Here is an 18201-nt window from a genome sequence, read left to right on the forward strand (position 1 = left end):
ATTTAAACCAATGTGCGGTAAATCATGTTTTGCTATTTTATGACGTGATGCTGCAATAAAGTTGTCATGTTTGGGCTATAAGTTGTGCGACTTAAATGAGCGAGCTAAATGGCTCAACACTCAACCTGAAGATTAGAGAATCATGGTAAAAGCTGTAAACCCAACGGATGAAATCATCATTAAGTTGCTTCAACACCAAGGCTGTATCAAAAGCGAAGCAGAAGTTCTTTTAAAGAAAGAGGTCTACCGTCTCCAGCCAGACGAAATTGAGAAAGTGAAAAACTATGCTCAGCATTTCGGTATCGATGCGAAAGAAAAACTCATTGATGAGATCTTGGAGCTTCGAAGAGAAACGCTGTTAAAGAAGATTGCCAGCACTGAGGTGCCGAACTAGCCTAAGGTGATGCTCAATCCTATCTCGACATTTGATCGACTTCTATACCCAAGTAACCTCGAGATGCTCGGTTCAGCGAGAATGACTGGGTTTGTAGACGCGGCGGCGATTTAAAGGTCTAGCGGGTCTAAATCAAGAATCGACAACAAAGTATACAAGCCCAGTCAACTCGCCCTTTGGGAGCGTGTCATTGACCCGATTGCTGCGTCAAACAACTTGGAAAGAGCGGGCTATTACGCTACGTTGTTTTCCTTGAACTCGAATCAATGACAACGCTCTGAATCCTGCATCTTGAAGTCACTTGGGTATATTGTGTAAAAGTAAGTAAATAAGAGAGTGAAATAAGGCGAGTTGTTTGACTCCTATCGGAATGCGTTTTAGTTTTCGGCTTAATCAATCTTTGTCATGAATAGGTTTAGATAGCCAGTATGGACTCAATTACTCAAGCAGCATTAGGGGCAACGGTTGCAGGTGCAATAGCCGGCAAACGCTGCAATGCGAAAGTGTTATTAACGGGCGCAGCGCTCGGAACCTTGCCTGACCTAGATGTGATCCTTGATTATGGTGATGCAGTCCAAAATACGATTAAGCACCGTGGATTCTCTCACTCTTTACTTGTTTTACCTCCTTTCGCGTTGCTGATTTCTTGGCTGTACTGTCAATGGAAACCAGACACATTCTGGACGTTGTCTCGAGTATTTTTTCTGACTGTGAGTGTTTTGGTTACGCACACTTTATTGGATACGATGACAACCTACGGCACCCAGTTAATATGGCCTTTTGAGGGCTATTTTGAGCTACGGAACGTCTTCATCATTGATCCGCTTTACACCTTACCTCTACTGGTCGCAATTGGTGTCGCTCTGTTTTCTAAATCGCGTGGTGGACAGTGGTGCCAAGCGGTTGTGCTGATCTCGACACTTTATCTGGGGTGGGGTTACGCTTCACAGCAGATCATTGCCTCCCGAGTGGAGCAAAACTTAATGACGCAGAGTCTACCAAATCAACAGGTGCTGATTACACCGACACCATTTAATACTCTGCTTTGGCGTGTGGTCGTGATGGATGATGGTAAATATTGGGAAGGTTTGGCATCAGTTTTCGACAATAGCGAACGCATTGATTTTGTCTCACATCCTCTAGGCAGTTGGCCACTAGAGGACAAACCGGATACCTTAAAAGGGCTTCAGGCGTTTTCACACAACTACCTTAACTACCGTGTAGAGAATGATGCATTGATTGTGACTGATTTACGATTAGGTATGTCTAACAACCTTTCCTTTGAGTTTGTTTTCGCCGAGAAGAGCCAAAGCGGGGAATGGCAGTTGTTGGAATCGACACAACGTTACCCAAGTGAGCGAAGCTTAGATTTGTTAGGGCAGCTGTGGGAAAGGCTGAAAGGCGATCAAACCATTGATGCGAATTTACAACGTACGGAGTTGAACGCACGTTCTTAGTTGGCGAGTAAAAGAGCCGCCCAACTCGCTCGTCCCTCACTGTTGAGGATGACGACGTTAGAATTGCTAACGCAACATAATGTCATTTCCAAAAGCAACGAAAGGGCGCAGTCGGGAATGTCTATGGAACACTGAGTTACAGCAAGTGCCGAACCAGATACAGAAAAGCCGGATGTGATGTCCGGCTTTTTGCTATTTACTTCAGGTTCGCAACTTAAGCTGCTAGTACAGGCACACCACTGTGAAACTTAAAATCGTCGTCTGGAGTTGAAATCAGCTCGGCTTCGATACGACCAAACTCTGCCACGCGCTCGCTAATATCTTTACCCGCGATTTGCTCTGCCAGAATCAAATAATCCTGATAATGACGCGCCTCTGAACGCAGCAGAGAAACATAAAACTTGGCAATATCTTCATCCATATGCGGAGCCAGTTTAGCGAAACGCTCACACGAACGCGCTTCGATGTAAGCACCGATGATGAGCTTATCAATCAAGGTTTCTGGTTCATGCGTTTTCATGTGTGAAATTAAGGTTTTTGCGTAGCGGCTTGCTGGAATGTTCTGGTACTCAATGCCACGGCTTTCCATGATTTCGAGCACTTGGTAGAAGTGGTGCAACTCTTCTTTGATCAGCAGAACCATCTTATCGATCAGATCCTGACTGTATGGTGAATCAGACTTAGCGATGATGGCTTTAGAAATATTGCTCTTACCTTTTAGTGTCTCTAATGACCCCGTTTTGCGGTAAGCGAAATCTTCGTAGGGTTTAAACCAGTCGAGCAGGGCGTGTGAACTTGCTTTGTCTACGGCGTATTTACGGATCAAGAACATCGCAGACTGACCCGCTTTCAGCTCACACAGTAGATGGTCTAATAAAATGGTTTGAAGGTTTTCCGGCTTCTTTGCTTCTTCAACCCACTCATCTGGGGTGCTGCACTGCAAGAATTGGTTAATTGGAGCAAGAAGATCCTGATAGGCGTCGAGATTCATCATTTTAATTTTTAGTACTTTACATTCAAATTTGGGTTATCCAGCCTGTGTCATTTTCAGAGTAATAAGACACAAAAAAGGCTGCAAACGCAGCCTTTAATCGGATAGGGCGGAAAGCTTGTGGAGAGTTTACCACTTTTTCTTTTCACCGAAGAGCGCATCCATATCACTGTCACGCTCTTTATCGGCAATTTGCTGCATTTCTGCGTCGTTCTTGTCCTGGCGTTTCTTATCAAGATCACCAAGCATTTCTTCAAGCTTTTGTTTTGCTTGAACTGAATAAGCATCATTTTTTGTGCTCAGAGCATCAATACCTTTGCGAAGCAATTGCAGAGCGGTACCAGGCTGACCACGAGCAATCGAATCGTTTGCACGCTTAATGACGTTTTCGATGTTAATACGAATCTGCATGGTTTCCAGACGCGCGTTTTCAGTCACATAAGTTTGTGTATCGAGTCGACCTTTGTTGTGCTCGTTACGAACGGTGTCACGCAGGCGTTTTACCAGTTTCAGCATCAAGATAGCTTGCTTGTCGCTGCTTGGCATTTTAAACGTCGTGCTTTCGCCGCTTTGATTGCTCTCATTCAGTTGGGCAATCTGCTGTTTCATGTTCTCGACGCGCTGAACAAGTTGTTTGTTCTTCGGATCGAGGTCACGCATGCTTTCAAGCGCATCAAGAATGCGATTATTAAGACATAACAGTAAGTCCTTGCTGAAAGGAATATGATGAGCGTGTCCAATCAGCTCTTCTGTACCGTCAATCAGTGCCACGTAGCGAGCAGACTCTTGTCTTTTCGCTGTCTCTACTTTGACCTTGTACTGCAACATGATGTTATAGCCAAGGATCAGTACCAGTAGGATGACTACCAAAGCGATTATTAAACCAGTATTCATATCTTTGCGTCTGCTTTTTTACTTTTGTATGGCTAGCGTTCAAGAATACATGAATCTTATCTTTCTCGGCACCCTATTTGTTTGATTATTTTGCCCCAAACACGTTTTCCGACGTAATTAAGCACGGAATGCGGTGAGCTGTAAGAAAAAGCGAATTTTTAAAATTCAACTCTATGCATATTTAATCAAGGTGTTCGATTCGCTATGAGTTTGAGCTATAAGTTAGAAATTACTGTTCATTTAGTTGCTAACACGTTATAACTAATCATTATATCTACTCGGGCGAGTAGACAAGATAAGTATGACGTTATTATCTCAATCAATGAGTAAGGGATTACGATGAAGCTGCAACAACTGAAGTACATTGTTGAGGTTGTGAACCATAATCTGAATGTTTCTGCGACGGCAGAGAGCCTATATACCTCTCAGCCTGGTATCAGTAAGCAAGTTCGTTTGCTGGAAGATGAATTGGGTATTCAGATCTTTGAACGAAGTGGTAAACACTTAACGCAGGTGACACCCGCTGGTGAAGAAATCGTGCGAATTTCTCAAGAGATTCTGGCGCGAGTTGAAAGCATTAAGGCGGTTGCTGGTGAACATACTCACCCTGAAATGGGTACGTTGAACATTTCTACCACTCACACCCAAGCACGTTACGCACTTCCTGACGTGATCAAAGGCTTTACGGCACGTTACCCGAAAGTGTCGTTGCACATGCACCAAGGTACGCCTTCGCAAATGTCTGAAGCGATTGCGAAAGGTACGGCCAATTTCGCGATTGCGACAGAAGCTCTTCACCTATACCAAGATGCCATTATGCTGCCTTGTTACCACTGGAATCGTTCGATCGTGGTACCAAAAGAACATCCATTGGCGAAGAAAGACACGGTAACCATTCACGATTTAGCAGCTTACCCATTGGTGACTTACGTGTTCGGCTTTACTGGTCGCTCTGAACTGGATACGGCATTTAACCGCGAAGGTTTGACGCCGCGCGTTGTGTTCACTGCGACAGATGCTGACGTGATTAAAACTTACGTTCGTATGGGCATTGGAGTCGGTGTGATTGCAAGTATGGCGGTTGATGAAGACCAAGACAGCGATTTGGTTGCGATTGACGCAAGCCACTTGTTTGGTGCGAGTACGACAAGCATCGGTTTCCGTCGCGGTACCTTCCTACGTTCTTACATGTTCGACTTTATGGAGCGTTTTGCACCGCACTTGACTCGTCCGGTAGTTGAACAAGCGATTTCTCTGAAATCGAACTCGGAAATTGAAGAGATGTTTAAAGACATCGAGCTTCCGGTTAGATAACACTTCATTGATGTTTCGATTCCCTCTACAATGCGCTCGTTGTAGGGGGAGCTATGAAAACGCAATTTCAATTTATTAATGACTGCTTAATCGAAAACCAATCTTTGTGGCGATTCGAGCCATTTAAAAGCAGCGTTCACGTATCGTTACCTTGGCAAGAGCAACACCCTCAGTTGTGCCAATGGTTAGCGTCTCTTAGTCCCTCTCAAATCGAAGAATATAAAGCGGAACCAGAACTTGCGCTAAAAGCACTCAGTCCGTTTTTGCCTGAACTTGAACAACTCGCAGAACTTACTTTTTTAGAGCCACTAGATTTAAAGGGTTTGGAACTTGTCCGTGGTTTAGATAACGGCATCCCCGGTCGTAAGTTAGAGCAAATTAGCTCGATGGGCGAAGCGGCGATTCAACATCATCACGGTGAAGAATGGCTAGAGTGGTGTTCAGGTAAGGGGTATTTGGGACGAATCCTGACAACGCAAACCGATCAACCTGTTACTAGTTTTGAATACCAGCAAGCGCTGTGTGATTCGGGGCAACAAGCAGCGAATGAACACCATTGGAAGATGACGTTTATTCAAGGTGATGCGTTCGATAGCAAAGCGAGAGCGGTGTTTAAACCGACGCAACACGCGGTAGCACTTCATGCTTGTGGTGATCTCCATGTTCGCTTAATGCAGTATGGAAGCGAGAATGGGATTGCTGCGATGACAATCTCACCTTGTTGTTACCATCTGATTCAGTCTGAGCAGTATCAGCCGATGTCGACGCAGGGCAGGGCTTCTTCTCTCTCATTGTCTAAGCAAGAACTGCGTATTCCGTTACAACAAACAGTAACGGGCGGAGAACGTGTGCGACGTCATCGTCAGCAGGAAATGGTGTTTCGTCTTGGGTTTGATTTGATCACACGACAAGCGTTGGGCATGGAAGAGTACCAACCAGTTCCAAGTGTGCGTAAGTCGCAATTAAGTGAAGGATTTGAATCTTTGTGTCGTTGGGCAGCGGACCAGAAAGGCATCGATCTCTCTGACCAAATCGAATTCGAACATTTCGAAAAGTTAGGCGAGAAGCGCTTTTGGCAAATGGAGCGTTTGAGCTTGGTTCAGTTGATGTTTCAACGACCGTTGGAGATTTGGCTTGCTTTGGACAAAGTACTTTATCTTGAAGAACGTGGTTATCGTGTTAGATTGGCAGAGTTTTGCGCTAAATCAGTCACACCTCGAAACATTTTAATTTGCGCTTATAAGGTTTAGTTATTTTTTATAATTAAATGCTCTATGCAAAAAAGCCCACTTTAATGTGGGCTTTTGTAAACAAAACGTGACAATTTGTGCGTTATTTTGTCATTAGTTGAACATTGCGATAGCTTGCGCTGGTTCAACGTATTCTAGGTCAAAGCTCTCAGCAACTTCTTTGCAAGTCACTTTACCGTGGATAACGTTTAGACCTTCAAGGAAACCTTTGTCTTCAAGAAGCGCTTCGCGGTAGCCTTTGTTTGCTAGCTTCACGATGTATGGAAGCGTTGCGTTGTTCAGTGCGAATGTTGAAGTACGAGCAACTGCACCTGGCATGTTTGCTACACAGTAGTGAACAACTTCGTCAACGATGTAAGTTGGGTCTGCGTGTGTTGTTGCGTGAGAAGTTTCGAAACAACCACCTTGGTCGATGGCTACGTCAACAACCGCCGCACCTGGCTTCATCTTAGCGATGTGCTCTTTTGTTACCAGTTTCGGTGCTGCTGCACCAGGGATTAGAACCGCGCCGATCACTAGGTCTGCTTCTAGAACATGCTTCTCGATAGCGTCTTCAGTAGAATAAACCACTTTAGCGCGACCTTGGAATTCTTCGTCTAGTTTACGTAGAGTATCTACGTTACGGTCTAGGATAGTTACGTCTGCACGAAGACCAACAGCCATACGAGCTGCGTTCGCGCCAACTACACCGCCGCCAACGACAACAACTTTCGCAGGCTCAACACCAGGTACGCCACCTAGTAGTAGACCGCGACCGCCGTGCGATTTTTCCAACGTTTGCGCACCTGCTTGAATAGACATCCGACCTGCCACTTCTGACATTGGTGCTAACAGTGGCAAACGACCCATATTATCTGTTACAGTCTCATACGCTATACAGACAGCTTTGCTCTTGATTAGCTCTTCAGTTTGTGGAAAATCTGGTGCTAGGTGTAAATAAGTAAATAAAATCTGCCCTTCGCGGAGCATTGCTCTCTCGACAGCTTGGGGTTCTTTTACTTTTACAATCATATCTGCTTTCGCAAACACGTCTGTAGCAGTAGGAAGAATGGATGCGCCTACAGCGATGTAATCATCGTCTGAAAAACCAATGCCGGCACCTGCATTGGTCTCAACCAAAACTTGGTGACCATGTGAGATTAGCTCTCTCACGCTAGCTGGGATCATACCCACACGGTATTCGTGGTTCTTGATTTCCTTAGGTACGCCAATGATCATCCTGTGTCCTCTTTCTAAAATGGTTGTATTAACTGTTTGTAGGGTGTTATTGTCGAATTAATATCTAGTATAGATGTTGATTTGTAATATTTGGCACCAAATATTAAAAAGTTGTAGTATATTTTTTTGCAAGGAAGTAATAAGGTGGAATAAAAAATGGCAGACAACTATAAGAAGCCGTCCAAGGAACTAGACCGTATCGACCGCAACATTCTTAATGAACTGCAGAAAGACGGTCGTATTTCGAACGTTGAACTTTCAAAACGTGTAGGACTTTCTCCAACGCCGTGTTTGGAGCGTGTGCGTCGCTTAGAGCGTCAAGGTTACATCACAGGGTACACTGCGCTATTAAACCCGCAGTTCCTCGATGCATCACTATTGGTATTCGTAGAAATTACGTTGAACCGTGGTGCACCAGATGTGTTCGAGCAGTTTAACGCAGCTGTTCAAAAACTAGACGACATCCAAGAGTGTCATCTTGTATCAGGTGATTTCGACTATCTTCTAAAGACCCGTGTATCTGATATGGGTGCTTACCGTCGACTACTAGGCGATACGTTACTACGTCTTCCTGGCGTAAATGACACTCGTACGTACGTCGTTATGGAAGAAGTGAAGCAAACTAACCAGCTTGTGATTAAAACTCGTTAAATTCTTGCAAAGAAAGCGGTAAATGCTTCCGCTTTCTCCATAGAGTAATTGGGTTTTTCTCTTTGATATGGTTAAATCAATTTACCGAGCGGCTTTGTGCCGCTCGGAATGTTTTGCTTATTCCTAATTCATTTCCATATTCAAGTTGATTTATGTTCAAAGAGAACGCAAAGAAAGTCGAAACCATTATCAAAACCAGTGAAGAGCCTCAGTCTTCACGTCTAAATGGCTTCCAACGCTTAAAAGAGTGCTGCTTTATCGTTGGCGTTCTTAGCTCGGTATTGTTGGCCGTTGCATTATTTACCTTTAGCCCAGCTGATCCGTCTTGGTCCCAAACTGCTTGGGGGGGAGAGATCAATAACGCTGGTGGCTTGTTCGGCGCTTGGTTAGCCGACACGCTATTCTTTACCTTTGGTTCCCTTGCGTACCCACTGCCATTCCTGTTGACAGCAGGAGCATGGGTTATTTGCCGTAAGCGTTCTGAAGACGATCCTATCGACCTTATGTTGTGGGGTACTCGTCTACTTGGGTTAGTTATCCTCATTCTTACCAGTTGTGGTCTTGCTGATATTAACTTTGACGACATTTGGTATTTCTCATCTGGTGGTGTCGTTGGTGACGTACTAACCAGTCTATCTTTACCTACACTGAATGTGTTGGGTACAACGCTTGTGCTTCTTTTCCTATGGGGAGCCGGCTTTACTCTGTTTACCGGTATTTCTTGGCTGAAGATTGTCGAATGGTTAGGTGACCGTGCGCTTGGCTTAGTTGCTGCTGTTACTAATAAAGCTCGTGGTACTGAGCAAGAAACGCTAGAGCCTCAATTAGACGAGTTAGCTGAGGATCGAGTCGTGAGTAAGCGCGGTCAAGATGATCTTGAAGATGAACCTCTGCCGCACCTTACGGCTTATGATGTAGAAGAGCCGAAAGAAGAGGCGCCTGCACATGAATACCCGATCTACATGCCTCAATCTGCAGCGGAACAACCGAAACAGCAGTTTACGACACAACCTATAGCGCAGCCAACGCCTCAACCAGCGGTTGTGAATGCAGCGCCACTACAATCTCAAGTTCAGCATCAGGCTCAAGAGCAAGCTCAATCTCAATCAGTTGAGCCTGTTCGAGCAGTGAACACAGACAACGTGGATCCGACGGTTGAGCGTACTAAGCAACTGAATGTCACCATTGAGGAGCTAGAAGCGGCAGCGCAACAAGCTGACGACTGGGCTGATGAAACGCCACAAGTTCAAGTATCACAAGCCCAAGAGCCAGTGGTTGCACCTATTGTGGTTCAGCCTGAAGCGCAACAGTCCGTTGCTCAAGAACCAGCTCCACAGCAAGTTGATCATCAACAAGCGCTACAAGAACCGTTTGTGGCTCCTGAACCAACTGTCTTTGAACAGGTCGAGAATGAGCCAAGCTACGATGAGTATGCTCAGTTTGAAGCAGATCAGGCTCAACAGACCCAAGTTGTTCAAGAACGAGCATTGGTTCACGCGCCAATCGAACAGCCAACTACAGAGCAATCTTTACACGAAGAGCCTGTAATTAACGCTGCAGCTTTGGATAACATTGCAGAACAAACAGAGCCAAGTCAGCACATCGAGCCAACGATTTCGAACTTTGATGTCTTGGATGAAGAAGATGATTACCAAGCGCAGCAACCTGTTCAGCAAGTTCAGCCTACACATATTGAGCCGCAACAACCTGCTTCTCAGCCTGTACAACCGCAGGCTATACAAGAACAACCTATGCAGCACCAAGCTGCGCCTCAGTCGGCAGCACCAGCGCCTCAAGATGTCGAGGTAGAAGAGGTTCAAGAAGGTGACCAAGATGTAGCGGCGTTCCAAAACTTGGTTTCGAGCGCTCAAGCGAAAGTGGCTGCTCAGCAAAACCCATTCTTGGTACAGCAAGAGCAAAACTTGCCAGTACCAGCAGAGCCATTGCCAACGCTAGAATTGCTTTACCACCCAGAGAAACGCGACAACTTTATCGACCGTGACGCTTTGGAGGAGGTGGCTCGTTTGGTTGAAACCAAACTTGCAGATTACAAGATTAAAGCTGATGTAGTCGGTATTTACCCAGGTCCTGTTATTACTCGATTCGAGCTTGATTTGGCTCCAGGCGTAAAAGTGAGCCGTATTTCAGGTTTGTCTATGGACTTGGCTCGTGCATTGTCAGCAATGGCAGTACGTGTTGTCGAAGTTATTCCTGGCAAACCGTATGTGGGTCTAGAGTTGCCTAATATGAGCCGCCAAACCGTGTTCCTGTCTGATGTAATCAACAGTCCTCAATTTGAACAAGCAACCTCGCCGACAACAGTCGTTCTTGGTCAAGATATTGCTGGTGAAGCGGTTATTGCTGATATTGCGAAGATGCCTCACGTGTTAGTTGCGGGTACGACTGGTTCTGGTAAGTCGGTGGGTGTGAACGTCATGATCTTGAGTATGCTGTATAAAGCATCGCCTGAAGATCTACGTTTCATCATGATCGACCCGAAAATGTTGGAACTTTCAATCTACGAAGGTATCCCTCATCTTCTTTCTGAAGTTGTAACGGATATGAAAGACGCGTCTAACGCGCTACGTTGGTGTGTTGGCGAGATGGAACGCCGTTATAAACTGATGTCGGCATTGGGCGTCCGTAATGTCAAAGGCTTCAACGAGAAGTTGAAGATGGCAGCAGAAGCGGGTCACCCAATTCATGACCCGTTCTGGCAAGAAGGCGACAGCATGGACACTGAGCCACCGTTGCTAGAGAAACTGCCTTACATCGTTGTGGTTGTCGACGAATTTGCCGACCTAATGATGGTGGTAGGTAAGAAGGTTGAAGAACTGATTGCTCGTTTGGCACAGAAAGCGCGTGCGGCTGGTATTCACTTGATCCTTGCGACGCAGCGCCCATCGGTTGACGTTATTACCGGTCTGATTAAAGCGAACATTCCAACGCGTGTGGCATTTACAGTATCTACTAAGACTGACTCGCGCACGATTCTTGACCAAGGCGGCGCAGAATCACTACTCGGTATGGGTGACATGCTTTACCTACCTCCGGGTTCAAGCCATACAATCCGTGTTCACGGTGCGTTTGCGTCGGATGATGATGTTCACGCTGTTGTGAACAACTGGAAAGCGCGTGGTAAGCCAAATTACATCGACGAAATCATCAGTGGTGACCAAGGTCCAGAAAGTCTGCTTCCGGGTGAACAGATGGAATCGGATGAAGAAGTGGACCCATTGTTCGATCAAGTCGTAGAGCATGTGGTTCAATCTCGTCGTGGGTCGGTTTCTGGCGTACAACGTCGATTCAAGATTGGTTACAACCGAGCGGCTCGAATTGTTGAGCAGCTTGAAGCGCAAGGCATCGTAAGTGCTCCGGGTCATAACGGTAACCGTGAAGTACTGGCTCCTGCACCACCAAAAGATTAATGAACTTGTGTTACTCACCTCAGTCCAACTGAGGTGAGTGGTTCTAACAATAGGTATCTGAATGAAAAAACTATTTTCAGCGAAACTTTTCTCTGCGCTTGTTTTAAGCTTTTCTCTCTTCTCTACTGCACATGCCGCGTCTCCTAAAGATGAATTAAACAAACGCCTGTCTATGAATGATGGCTTCAGTGCGGATTTCTCACAGCAAGTAATCAGCCCAGAAGGTGAAACAGTCATGGAAGGGGAAGGTACGGTTGAAATTGCTCGTCCAAGCCTGTTCCGCTGGAGCACGACATTCCCTGACGAAAACTTGCTGGTCTCTGATGGTAAAACACTGTGGTACTACAGCCCATTTATTGAACAAGTCAGCATCTACTGGCAAGAACAAGCAACAGAGCAAACGCCATTTGTTTTGCTAACGCGTAATCGCGCAAGTGATTGGGATAACTACAAGATTTCTCAAAAAGGTGACGAGTTCACCCTCATTCCTACCGCAGTAGACTCCACACAAGGTCAATTCCAGATTAATATTGATGCAAAAGGTGTGGTGAAAGGCTTTAATGTAGTTGAGCAAGATGGTCAGAAGGGGCTGTTCAGCTTTAGCAACGTGAAGCTTGGCAAACCAAAAGCAGACAGATTCACCTTCACAATCCCAGATGGCGTGGAAGTGGATGATCAAAGGAATTAATTGGTAGTGAGCAATTACACATTAGATTTCTCGGGGGACGAAGATTTTCGTCCCCTTGCTGCTCGTATGAGACCGGAAACGATCGAACAATACATCGGACAGCAGCACATTTTAGGTCCTGGTAAGCCTTTACGTCGCGCGCTAGAGGCGGGTCATATTCACTCGATGATCTTGTGGGGACCACCAGGCACTGGCAAAACGACATTAGCGGAAGTGGCTGCAAACTATGCCAACGCAGAAGTAGAGCGTGTGTCTGCGGTGACGTCTGGTGTGAAAGAAATCCGTGCTGCAATCGAGAAAGCGCGTGAGAATAAAATAGCGGGTCGCCGTACCATCTTGTTTGTGGATGAGGTGCACCGCTTCAATAAATCTCAACAGGACGCGTTTTTACCTCATATTGAAGATGGAACCGTTACTTTTATCGGCGCGACCACAGAAAATCCATCGTTTGAGCTAAACAACGCATTGCTGTCACGTGCACGTGTGTACAAGCTGACTTCTTTAGATAAAGAAGAAATTTCATTAGCGTTGAACCAAGCCATTAGCGATAAAGAGCGTGGGTTGGGGAATACACCAGCACATTTCGCCGATAACGTATTAGATCGCTTAGCAGAACTGGTAAACGGTGATGCTCGCATGTCCCTCAATTACCTTGAGCTGCTCTATGATATGGCTGAGGATAATGCGCGGGGTGAAAAAGAGATTACTCTGAAGTTACTTGCGGAAGTAGCAGGAGAAAAGGTCTCTCGCTTTGATAACAAAGGCGACATTTGGTACGACTTAATCTCTGCGGTCCACAAATCCATTCGTGGCTCAAACCCTGATGCTGCGCTCTATTGGGCTGCGCGTATGATGGCTGCGGGTTGTGACCCTTTGTACATCGCACGCCGCCTGCTGGCTATTGCCTCTGAAGACGTAGGCAACGCAGATCCTCGCGCAATGCAAGTAGCCCTATCTGCTTGGGACTGTTTTACCCGTGTTGGTCCGGCAGAAGGTGAACGTGCGATTGCACAGGCGATCGTTTACTTAGCGTGCGCACCAAAAAGTAATGCCGTCTATGTGGCGTGGAAGCAAGCGCTCACAGATGCTCATAACTTACCTGAATATGAAGTGCCGCATCACCTTCGAAATGCGCCAACGAGTTTGATGAAAGACATGGGTTACGGTGCAGAATATCGTTATGCTCACGATGAGCCAGGAGCCTATGCCGCAGGTGAACAATATTTGCCGCCTGAGATGGGTGATCGTAAGTACTATCAGCCGACAAATCGTGGTCTAGAGACCAAAATCGGCGAAAAGTTAGATTACTTGGCTACTTTAGACGCAAATAGCCCACAAAAGCGCTATGAAAAGTAGGCGTTTTTGGATACATTTATTGCGTAAATTTTTTTAACGCGTACGCCTTGGAAAGTGCGCGTGATTTCACAACAAAAAGCATAGGATTAACAATGCTGGATTCTAAATTACTTCGTACAGAGCTGGATGAAACAGCTGCTAAACTGGCGCGTCGTGGCTTTAAGCTAGACGTAGAGACTATTCGTAAACTTGAAGAACAACGTAAGTCCATTCAAGTAGAAGTTGAAAATTTACAATCCACGCGTAACTCCATCTCCAAACAAATCGGCCAAAAAATGGCGGCTGGTGACAAAGAAGGCGCAGAAGAGATCAAGAAACAAATCGGTACACTAGGTAGCGATCTTGATGCGAAGAAAGTTGAACTTGAGCAAGTAATGGCTCAGCTAGACGAATTCACGCTTTCTGTACCAAATATCCCAGCAGATGAAGTGCCAGATGGCAAAGATGAGAACGATAACGTAGAAATCTCTCGTTGGGGTGAGCCAAAATCTTACGACTTCGAACTGAAAGATCACGTTGACCTAGGCGAAATGGGTGACGGTCTAGACTTCGCAAGTGCAGTTAAGATCACTGGCGCACGTTTCATCGTGATGAAAGGTCAATTTGCTCGTCTACACCGTGCAATCGCTCAGTTCATGCTGGATCTTCACACAGAAGAACACGGCTACACTGAAATGTACGTACCTTACCTAGTAAACTCTGACAGCCTATTCGGTACCGGCCAGCTTCCTAAGTTTGGTAAAGATCTTTTCCACACTGAGCCGCTAGTAGAAAAAGTAAACGACGAAGAGCCACGTAAACTGTCTCTAATTCCTACTGCAGAAGTGCCAGTAACGAACCTAGTTCGTGACACGATTTCTGACGAAGCGGATCTACCACTTAAGATGACGGCTCACACACCATGTTTCCGTTCTGAAGCAGGTTCTTACGGTCGTGATACTCGTGGTCTGATTCGTATGCACCAGTTCGACAAAGTTGAGCTAGTACAAATCACTAAACCAGAAGATTCAATGAACGCGCTAGAAGAGCTAACCGGTCATGCTGAGAAAGTTCTACAGCTTCTTGAACTTCCTTACCGTAAAGTGGTTCTGTGTACAGGTGACATGGGCTTCGGCGCTCGTAAAACTTACGACCTAGAAGTGTGGGTTCCTGCTCAAGAAACTTACCGTGAAATCTCTTCATGTTCTAACATGTGGGACTTCCAAGCTCGTCGTATGCAAGCGCGTTTCCGTCGTAAAGGCGAGAAGAAACCTGAGCTTGTACACACGCTAAATGGTTCTGGTCTAGCGGTTGGTCGTACCATGGTTGCTATCCTAGAAAACAACCAAGAAGCAGACGGTCGCATTGCAATTCCAACAGTACTTCAGAAGTACATGGCAGGCGCAACGCACATCGGTTAATTCATTAACCACTAGAACATCAAAACCCAGCCTTAGTGCTGGGTTTTTTGTTATCTGCGCCGAGTGAAAATACTCAGCTTTGTAACTCATACCATTAAGAATGTAGGGTCCGCCCAGAATCTAGCATTGCGAGATAAATGATATTTTTCTAAGCGATTTCCAACGTGACAAGCTAACGAGCTTTCACCCATTGATATTAAATGTTATGCCAAACCCTCACCTTTCATTGCTCGTTACTTTTGCTCTTACCTTGACTGTTAACAATGGTGTTATCGCAAGTGAACGGATACAGCCTCAATACCTAGACAGTAAGCGAGCCAATCTCTTTTTCGCGCGAGAAATAGCGCAACCTTCCAAAGAAAATATGCAACTTCGTAACTCGCTCGATTGGGGCTATGAACTTGAATTGAGACGTGCTTCTGATGAAGAAAAATTGGTATCTAATTGCCATGACTTAGCAACTGCATATGTTATGGGTTTTACTGCGGCAAAAGCTTATGAATACGGCGCGTTTAAAGCGTATTTAACGCAGTGCCAAACTTGGAGCGAGATAGCAAAGCTCATTGCCTCTGAACGTTCATTTATATCGGACTTTAAGCTAGATGATAGCTTTCCTAAATTTGCGCCAAGTGTACTTGCTTTTGTTATTTCTGACGAAAGTGCAGAGAAAGCAAAGACACTATCAACGTGGGATGAGGCAGACCATATCCAAAGAACTCAGGTCATCAGTGAAGTAAAAGCAGAGTACTTCGACGCGACCGATGGTTTTCAAGTCATTACTGTTGTGGCAAAAGGGGATTACAACGCTGACGGCATCGAAGATATGGTTGTTAAAAAAGAGAATAGTGTACTCAGTGGCTCTTATTCATCTTCACATGGATATGTATTAACCCGCATGTCTGAGCAAGCGCTATTTACTGTGTTGGCTGAATGGTAATGAAACGATTGGTGGTCCTTTGGGGGGGCGGTGTTGCTATGATGAGCACATTTGCTATCACTGACATCTCGCCTAGAAAGGTCTTTGAATGTTCAGTAAACCAAACTATGAACTTTAGTATTTTTATAGAGCAAGGCAAAGGCGAGCTTATCTTTAATAAGTCCATTGCAAATAAAAGCCCAGTTTTACAGCGGGTAAAACATCGAGATTATCGTGTCGAACATTATCATCGAGCGTTAGTAGATGAGAAGTCATTAGAATTTAGTATTGGTGAACGTGACATATTAATCAGTGAGTACTTTAGCGAGGAGTTTAATGAGGTGGAGAAAGTACTCAGTATTACTTTAAGGCAGTCTGGTCAAACTCAGTATTTTGAGTGTGAGGAAGGAAGTACGAGTAACCTGACATCACTTTTCCAAAAGACGTCCGACTAATTAATTCAGTACAAGATTATTACCAAAGCGTAATAGTGTTTTAGAATTTACCCTAATTATCTTGTTATTTGTAATCGATATAATCATCCACCTTACCACGGTAAGTAGATTTTCTCATTCAAGTAACGAGGAGGGCTTATGGCCGTAGGGTGGGCAAATTACGATAGTGTCAGCCAACAGATTCAACATACCATCGACGATGAAATTTCCCGTGTTCGAGGCAATATTAAGCAGGGAGAAAGCGCGCACTATTGTGATGAGTGCGGAGATGAAATTCCAGAAGCGCGTCGAACAGCAATGAAAGGCGTTCGTCTTTGTATCGAATGCCAGTCAACGATCGAATTGGTGTCGCAACGCCAAGCACTGTTCAATCGACGAGCGAGTAAAGACAGTCAACTTCGATAGCTTTCCTTGAGTCAATGACAAGAAAACGGTTTGAGTAGAAATTCAAACCGTTCTTATTTGTCTCTTTGTCACAGTGTCCTGCGTTAACCGAGAACGAATTAAGCGAAGCAATCTTCGCGTTGCAAAGCAGCATCAATCGCATTAACCAACTTTTCAATTTCGTCTGGTTTGCTGATAAACGGTGGCATCATATAAATCAGTTTGCCAAATGGACGAATCCAAACACCGTGCTCAACAAAGAGAGCTTGGATGGTTTCCATATTTACTGGGCTATACGTTTCCACAACGCCAATAGCACCTAGCCAACGGGTGCTTTTCACCAAGTCGTATGTTTCAAGTTTTGGCAGCAACTCGGAAAACAGCGTTTCAATTTGTTGGGTTTGTTGCTGCCAATTACCTTGCTCAATCAATTCCAAACTTGCGGTGGCAACAGCACAGGCGAGCGGGTTACCCATAAAGGTTGGACCGTGCATAAAACACCCAGCATCACCGCCACAAACGGTATCTGCGACGTGTTTGCTAGCTAGGGTTGCTGAGAGGGTCATGTAGCCTCCAGTGAGCGCTTTACCGACACACAGAATGTCTGGTTGAATATCTGCATGTTCGCAGGCAAACAATTTGCCAGTGCGTCCAAACCCGGTTGCGATCTCATCTGCAATCAATAACAAGCCGTATTTGTCGCAAAGCTTACGCACACCTCTGAGAAATTCTGGATGGTAGATGCGCATTCCACCTGCGCCTTGAACAATAGGTTCTAGGATCACCGCAGCAAGTTCTTGATGGTGCGTCTCTATCTTTTGCTCGAAGTCAGTAAGGTCTTCTGATTTCCATTCATCCCAATAACCACAAGTTGGTGACTCCGCAAAGATATGTTCAGGCAAAAAGCCTTTGTAGAGAGAATGCATTGAGTTGTCAGGATCGGTAACCGACATTGCCGCAAAAGTATCGCCGTGATAACCGTGTCGTAAAGTGAGAAACTTTGGTCGGCGTTCGCCCCTGGCATGCCAATATTGCAGTGCCATCTTCAAGCTCACTTCTACGGCAACGGAGCCAGAATCAGCAAGAAAGACATGTTCAAGGTTACTTGGTGCGAGGGACAGCAGTTTCTTACACAAATTGATTGCTGGTTGATGGGTAATCCCGCCAAACATCACATGAGAGACCTGCTCGATTTGCTGGTGAGCTGCTTGATTTAAGTGCGGATGATTATAACCGTGGATTGTCGACCACCAAGAAGACATCCCGTCTATAAGCTCAGTGCCATCTTCCAATTTAATACGCACGCCATTTGCTGATGCAACTGGGTAGCAGGTCAGAGGTGTCAACGTCGAAGTATAAGGATGCCAGATATGCTGGCGGTCGAAGGCGAGATCCATGTGCTATT

The 18201-nt window shown here is 45.5% G+C and carries 16 protein-coding genes; 12 read left to right on the top strand and 4 right to left on the bottom strand.

Annotated elements, in window-relative coordinates:
* Nucleotides 1-142 precede the first annotated feature (142 nt).
* Together OH463_RS02070 and OH463_RS02075 are read left to right on the top strand one after the other, a co-directional pair.
* Nucleotides 143-394 carry a hypothetical protein gene (locus OH463_RS02070; RefSeq protein WP_005450822.1) on the top strand — a complete coding sequence of 84 codons (252 nt, stop codon included), beginning with the start codon at nucleotides 143-145 and terminating at the stop codon, nucleotides 392-394.
* Nucleotides 395-822: 428 nt separating this feature from the next.
* On the top strand, nucleotides 823-1851 hold the full coding sequence (locus OH463_RS02075; RefSeq protein ID WP_269990394.1) for a metal-dependent hydrolase: 1029 nt from the start codon (nucleotides 823-825) through the stop codon (nucleotides 1849-1851).
* Nucleotides 1852-2065: 214 nt separating this feature from the next.
* On the opposite strand, the gene miaE is transcribed toward OH463_RS02075, so the two are convergent.
* Both miaE and OH463_RS02085 read right to left on the bottom strand, forming a co-directional pair.
* The gene (gene miaE, locus OH463_RS02080) at nucleotides 2066-2845 is read right to left on the bottom strand and encodes a tRNA isopentenyl-2-thiomethyl-A-37 hydroxylase MiaE (RefSeq protein WP_009698199.1); all 780 of its coding nucleotides are present in this window, start codon (nucleotides 2843-2845) and stop codon (nucleotides 2066-2068) included.
* Nucleotides 2846-2971: 126 nt separating this feature from the next.
* The gene (locus OH463_RS02085; protein ID WP_005450816.1) at nucleotides 2972-3736 is read right to left on the bottom strand and encodes a hypothetical protein; all 765 of its coding nucleotides are present in this window, start codon (nucleotides 3734-3736) and stop codon (nucleotides 2972-2974) included.
* Between the two features lie 339 nt (nucleotides 3737-4075).
* On the opposite strand from OH463_RS02085, the gene cysB reads away from it, so the two are divergent.
* Nucleotides 4076-5050 (top strand): HTH-type transcriptional regulator CysB, encoded by a 975-nt coding sequence (gene cysB / locus OH463_RS02090; protein WP_005450814.1) that lies wholly within the window; start codon nucleotides 4076-4078, stop codon nucleotides 5048-5050.
* Nucleotides 5051-5103: 53 nt separating this feature from the next.
* Entirely contained in the window at nucleotides 5104-6300 is a 1197-nt protein-coding gene (locus OH463_RS02095) for a methyltransferase (RefSeq protein WP_074050311.1), read from the top strand.
* Between the two features lie 93 nt (nucleotides 6301-6393).
* Here OH463_RS02095 and ald read toward each other — a convergent pair whose 3' ends face one another.
* Entirely contained in the window at nucleotides 6394-7518 is a 1125-nt protein-coding gene (gene ald, locus OH463_RS02100; protein ID WP_005450810.1) for an alanine dehydrogenase, read from the bottom strand.
* A 156-nt stretch (nucleotides 7519-7674) separates the two neighbouring features.
* Here ald and lrp point away from each other — a divergent pair, with 156 nt between their 5' ends.
* The 8 genes from lrp to OH463_RS02140 all read left to right on the top strand — a co-directional run bounded on the left by lrp (nucleotide 7675) and on the right by OH463_RS02140 (nucleotide 16817).
* Complete coding sequence (gene lrp / locus OH463_RS02105; protein WP_005437169.1) at nucleotides 7675-8169, top strand: leucine-responsive transcriptional regulator Lrp; 495 nt, start codon at nucleotides 7675-7677, stop codon at nucleotides 8167-8169.
* A 152-nt stretch (nucleotides 8170-8321) separates the two neighbouring features.
* A complete protein-coding gene (locus tag OH463_RS02110) occupies nucleotides 8322-11597 on the top strand; it encodes a DNA translocase FtsK 4TM domain-containing protein (RefSeq protein WP_269990398.1) in 3276 nt (1091 codons plus the stop codon).
* 61 nt (nucleotides 11598-11658) lie between these two features.
* The gene (lolA, locus tag OH463_RS02115) at nucleotides 11659-12285 is read left to right on the top strand and encodes an outer membrane lipoprotein chaperone LolA (protein WP_009699192.1); all 627 of its coding nucleotides are present in this window, start codon (nucleotides 11659-11661) and stop codon (nucleotides 12283-12285) included.
* Entirely contained in the window at nucleotides 12286-13641 is a 1356-nt protein-coding gene (locus OH463_RS02120) for a replication-associated recombination protein A (protein WP_269990400.1), read from the top strand.
* A gap of 92 nt (nucleotides 13642-13733) precedes the next feature.
* Nucleotides 13734-15041: a serine--tRNA ligase gene (gene serS / locus OH463_RS02125; protein ID WP_005450806.1), complete on the top strand. Its 1308-nt coding sequence runs from the start codon at nucleotides 13734-13736 to the stop codon at nucleotides 15039-15041.
* Nucleotides 15042-15405: 364 nt separating this feature from the next.
* Nucleotides 15406-15978 (top strand): ATPase, encoded by a 573-nt coding sequence (locus OH463_RS02130; protein ID WP_230842072.1) that lies wholly within the window; start codon nucleotides 15406-15408, stop codon nucleotides 15976-15978.
* On the top strand, nucleotides 15972-16412 hold the full coding sequence (locus OH463_RS02135) for a hypothetical protein (protein WP_069219278.1): 441 nt from the start codon (nucleotides 15972-15974) through the stop codon (nucleotides 16410-16412). The genes OH463_RS02130 and OH463_RS02135 overlap by 7 nt, the downstream gene beginning before the upstream one ends.
* Nucleotides 16413-16550: 138 nt before the next feature.
* Nucleotides 16551-16817, top strand: a complete 267-nt coding sequence (locus OH463_RS02140) for a DksA/TraR family C4-type zinc finger protein (RefSeq protein ID WP_269990404.1) — start codon at nucleotides 16551-16553, stop codon at nucleotides 16815-16817.
* A 98-nt stretch (nucleotides 16818-16915) separates the two neighbouring features.
* On the opposite strand, the gene bioA is transcribed toward OH463_RS02140, so the two are convergent.
* Entirely contained in the window at nucleotides 16916-18193 is a 1278-nt protein-coding gene (gene bioA / locus OH463_RS02145; protein ID WP_009698192.1) for an adenosylmethionine--8-amino-7-oxononanoate transaminase, read from the bottom strand.
* Nucleotides 18194-18201: the final 8 nt, after the last annotated feature.

Source organism: Vibrio sp. NFR, from assembly GCF_027587095.1.
Classification (GTDB): Bacteria; Pseudomonadota; Gammaproteobacteria; order Enterobacterales; family Vibrionaceae; genus Vibrio; species Vibrio harveyi.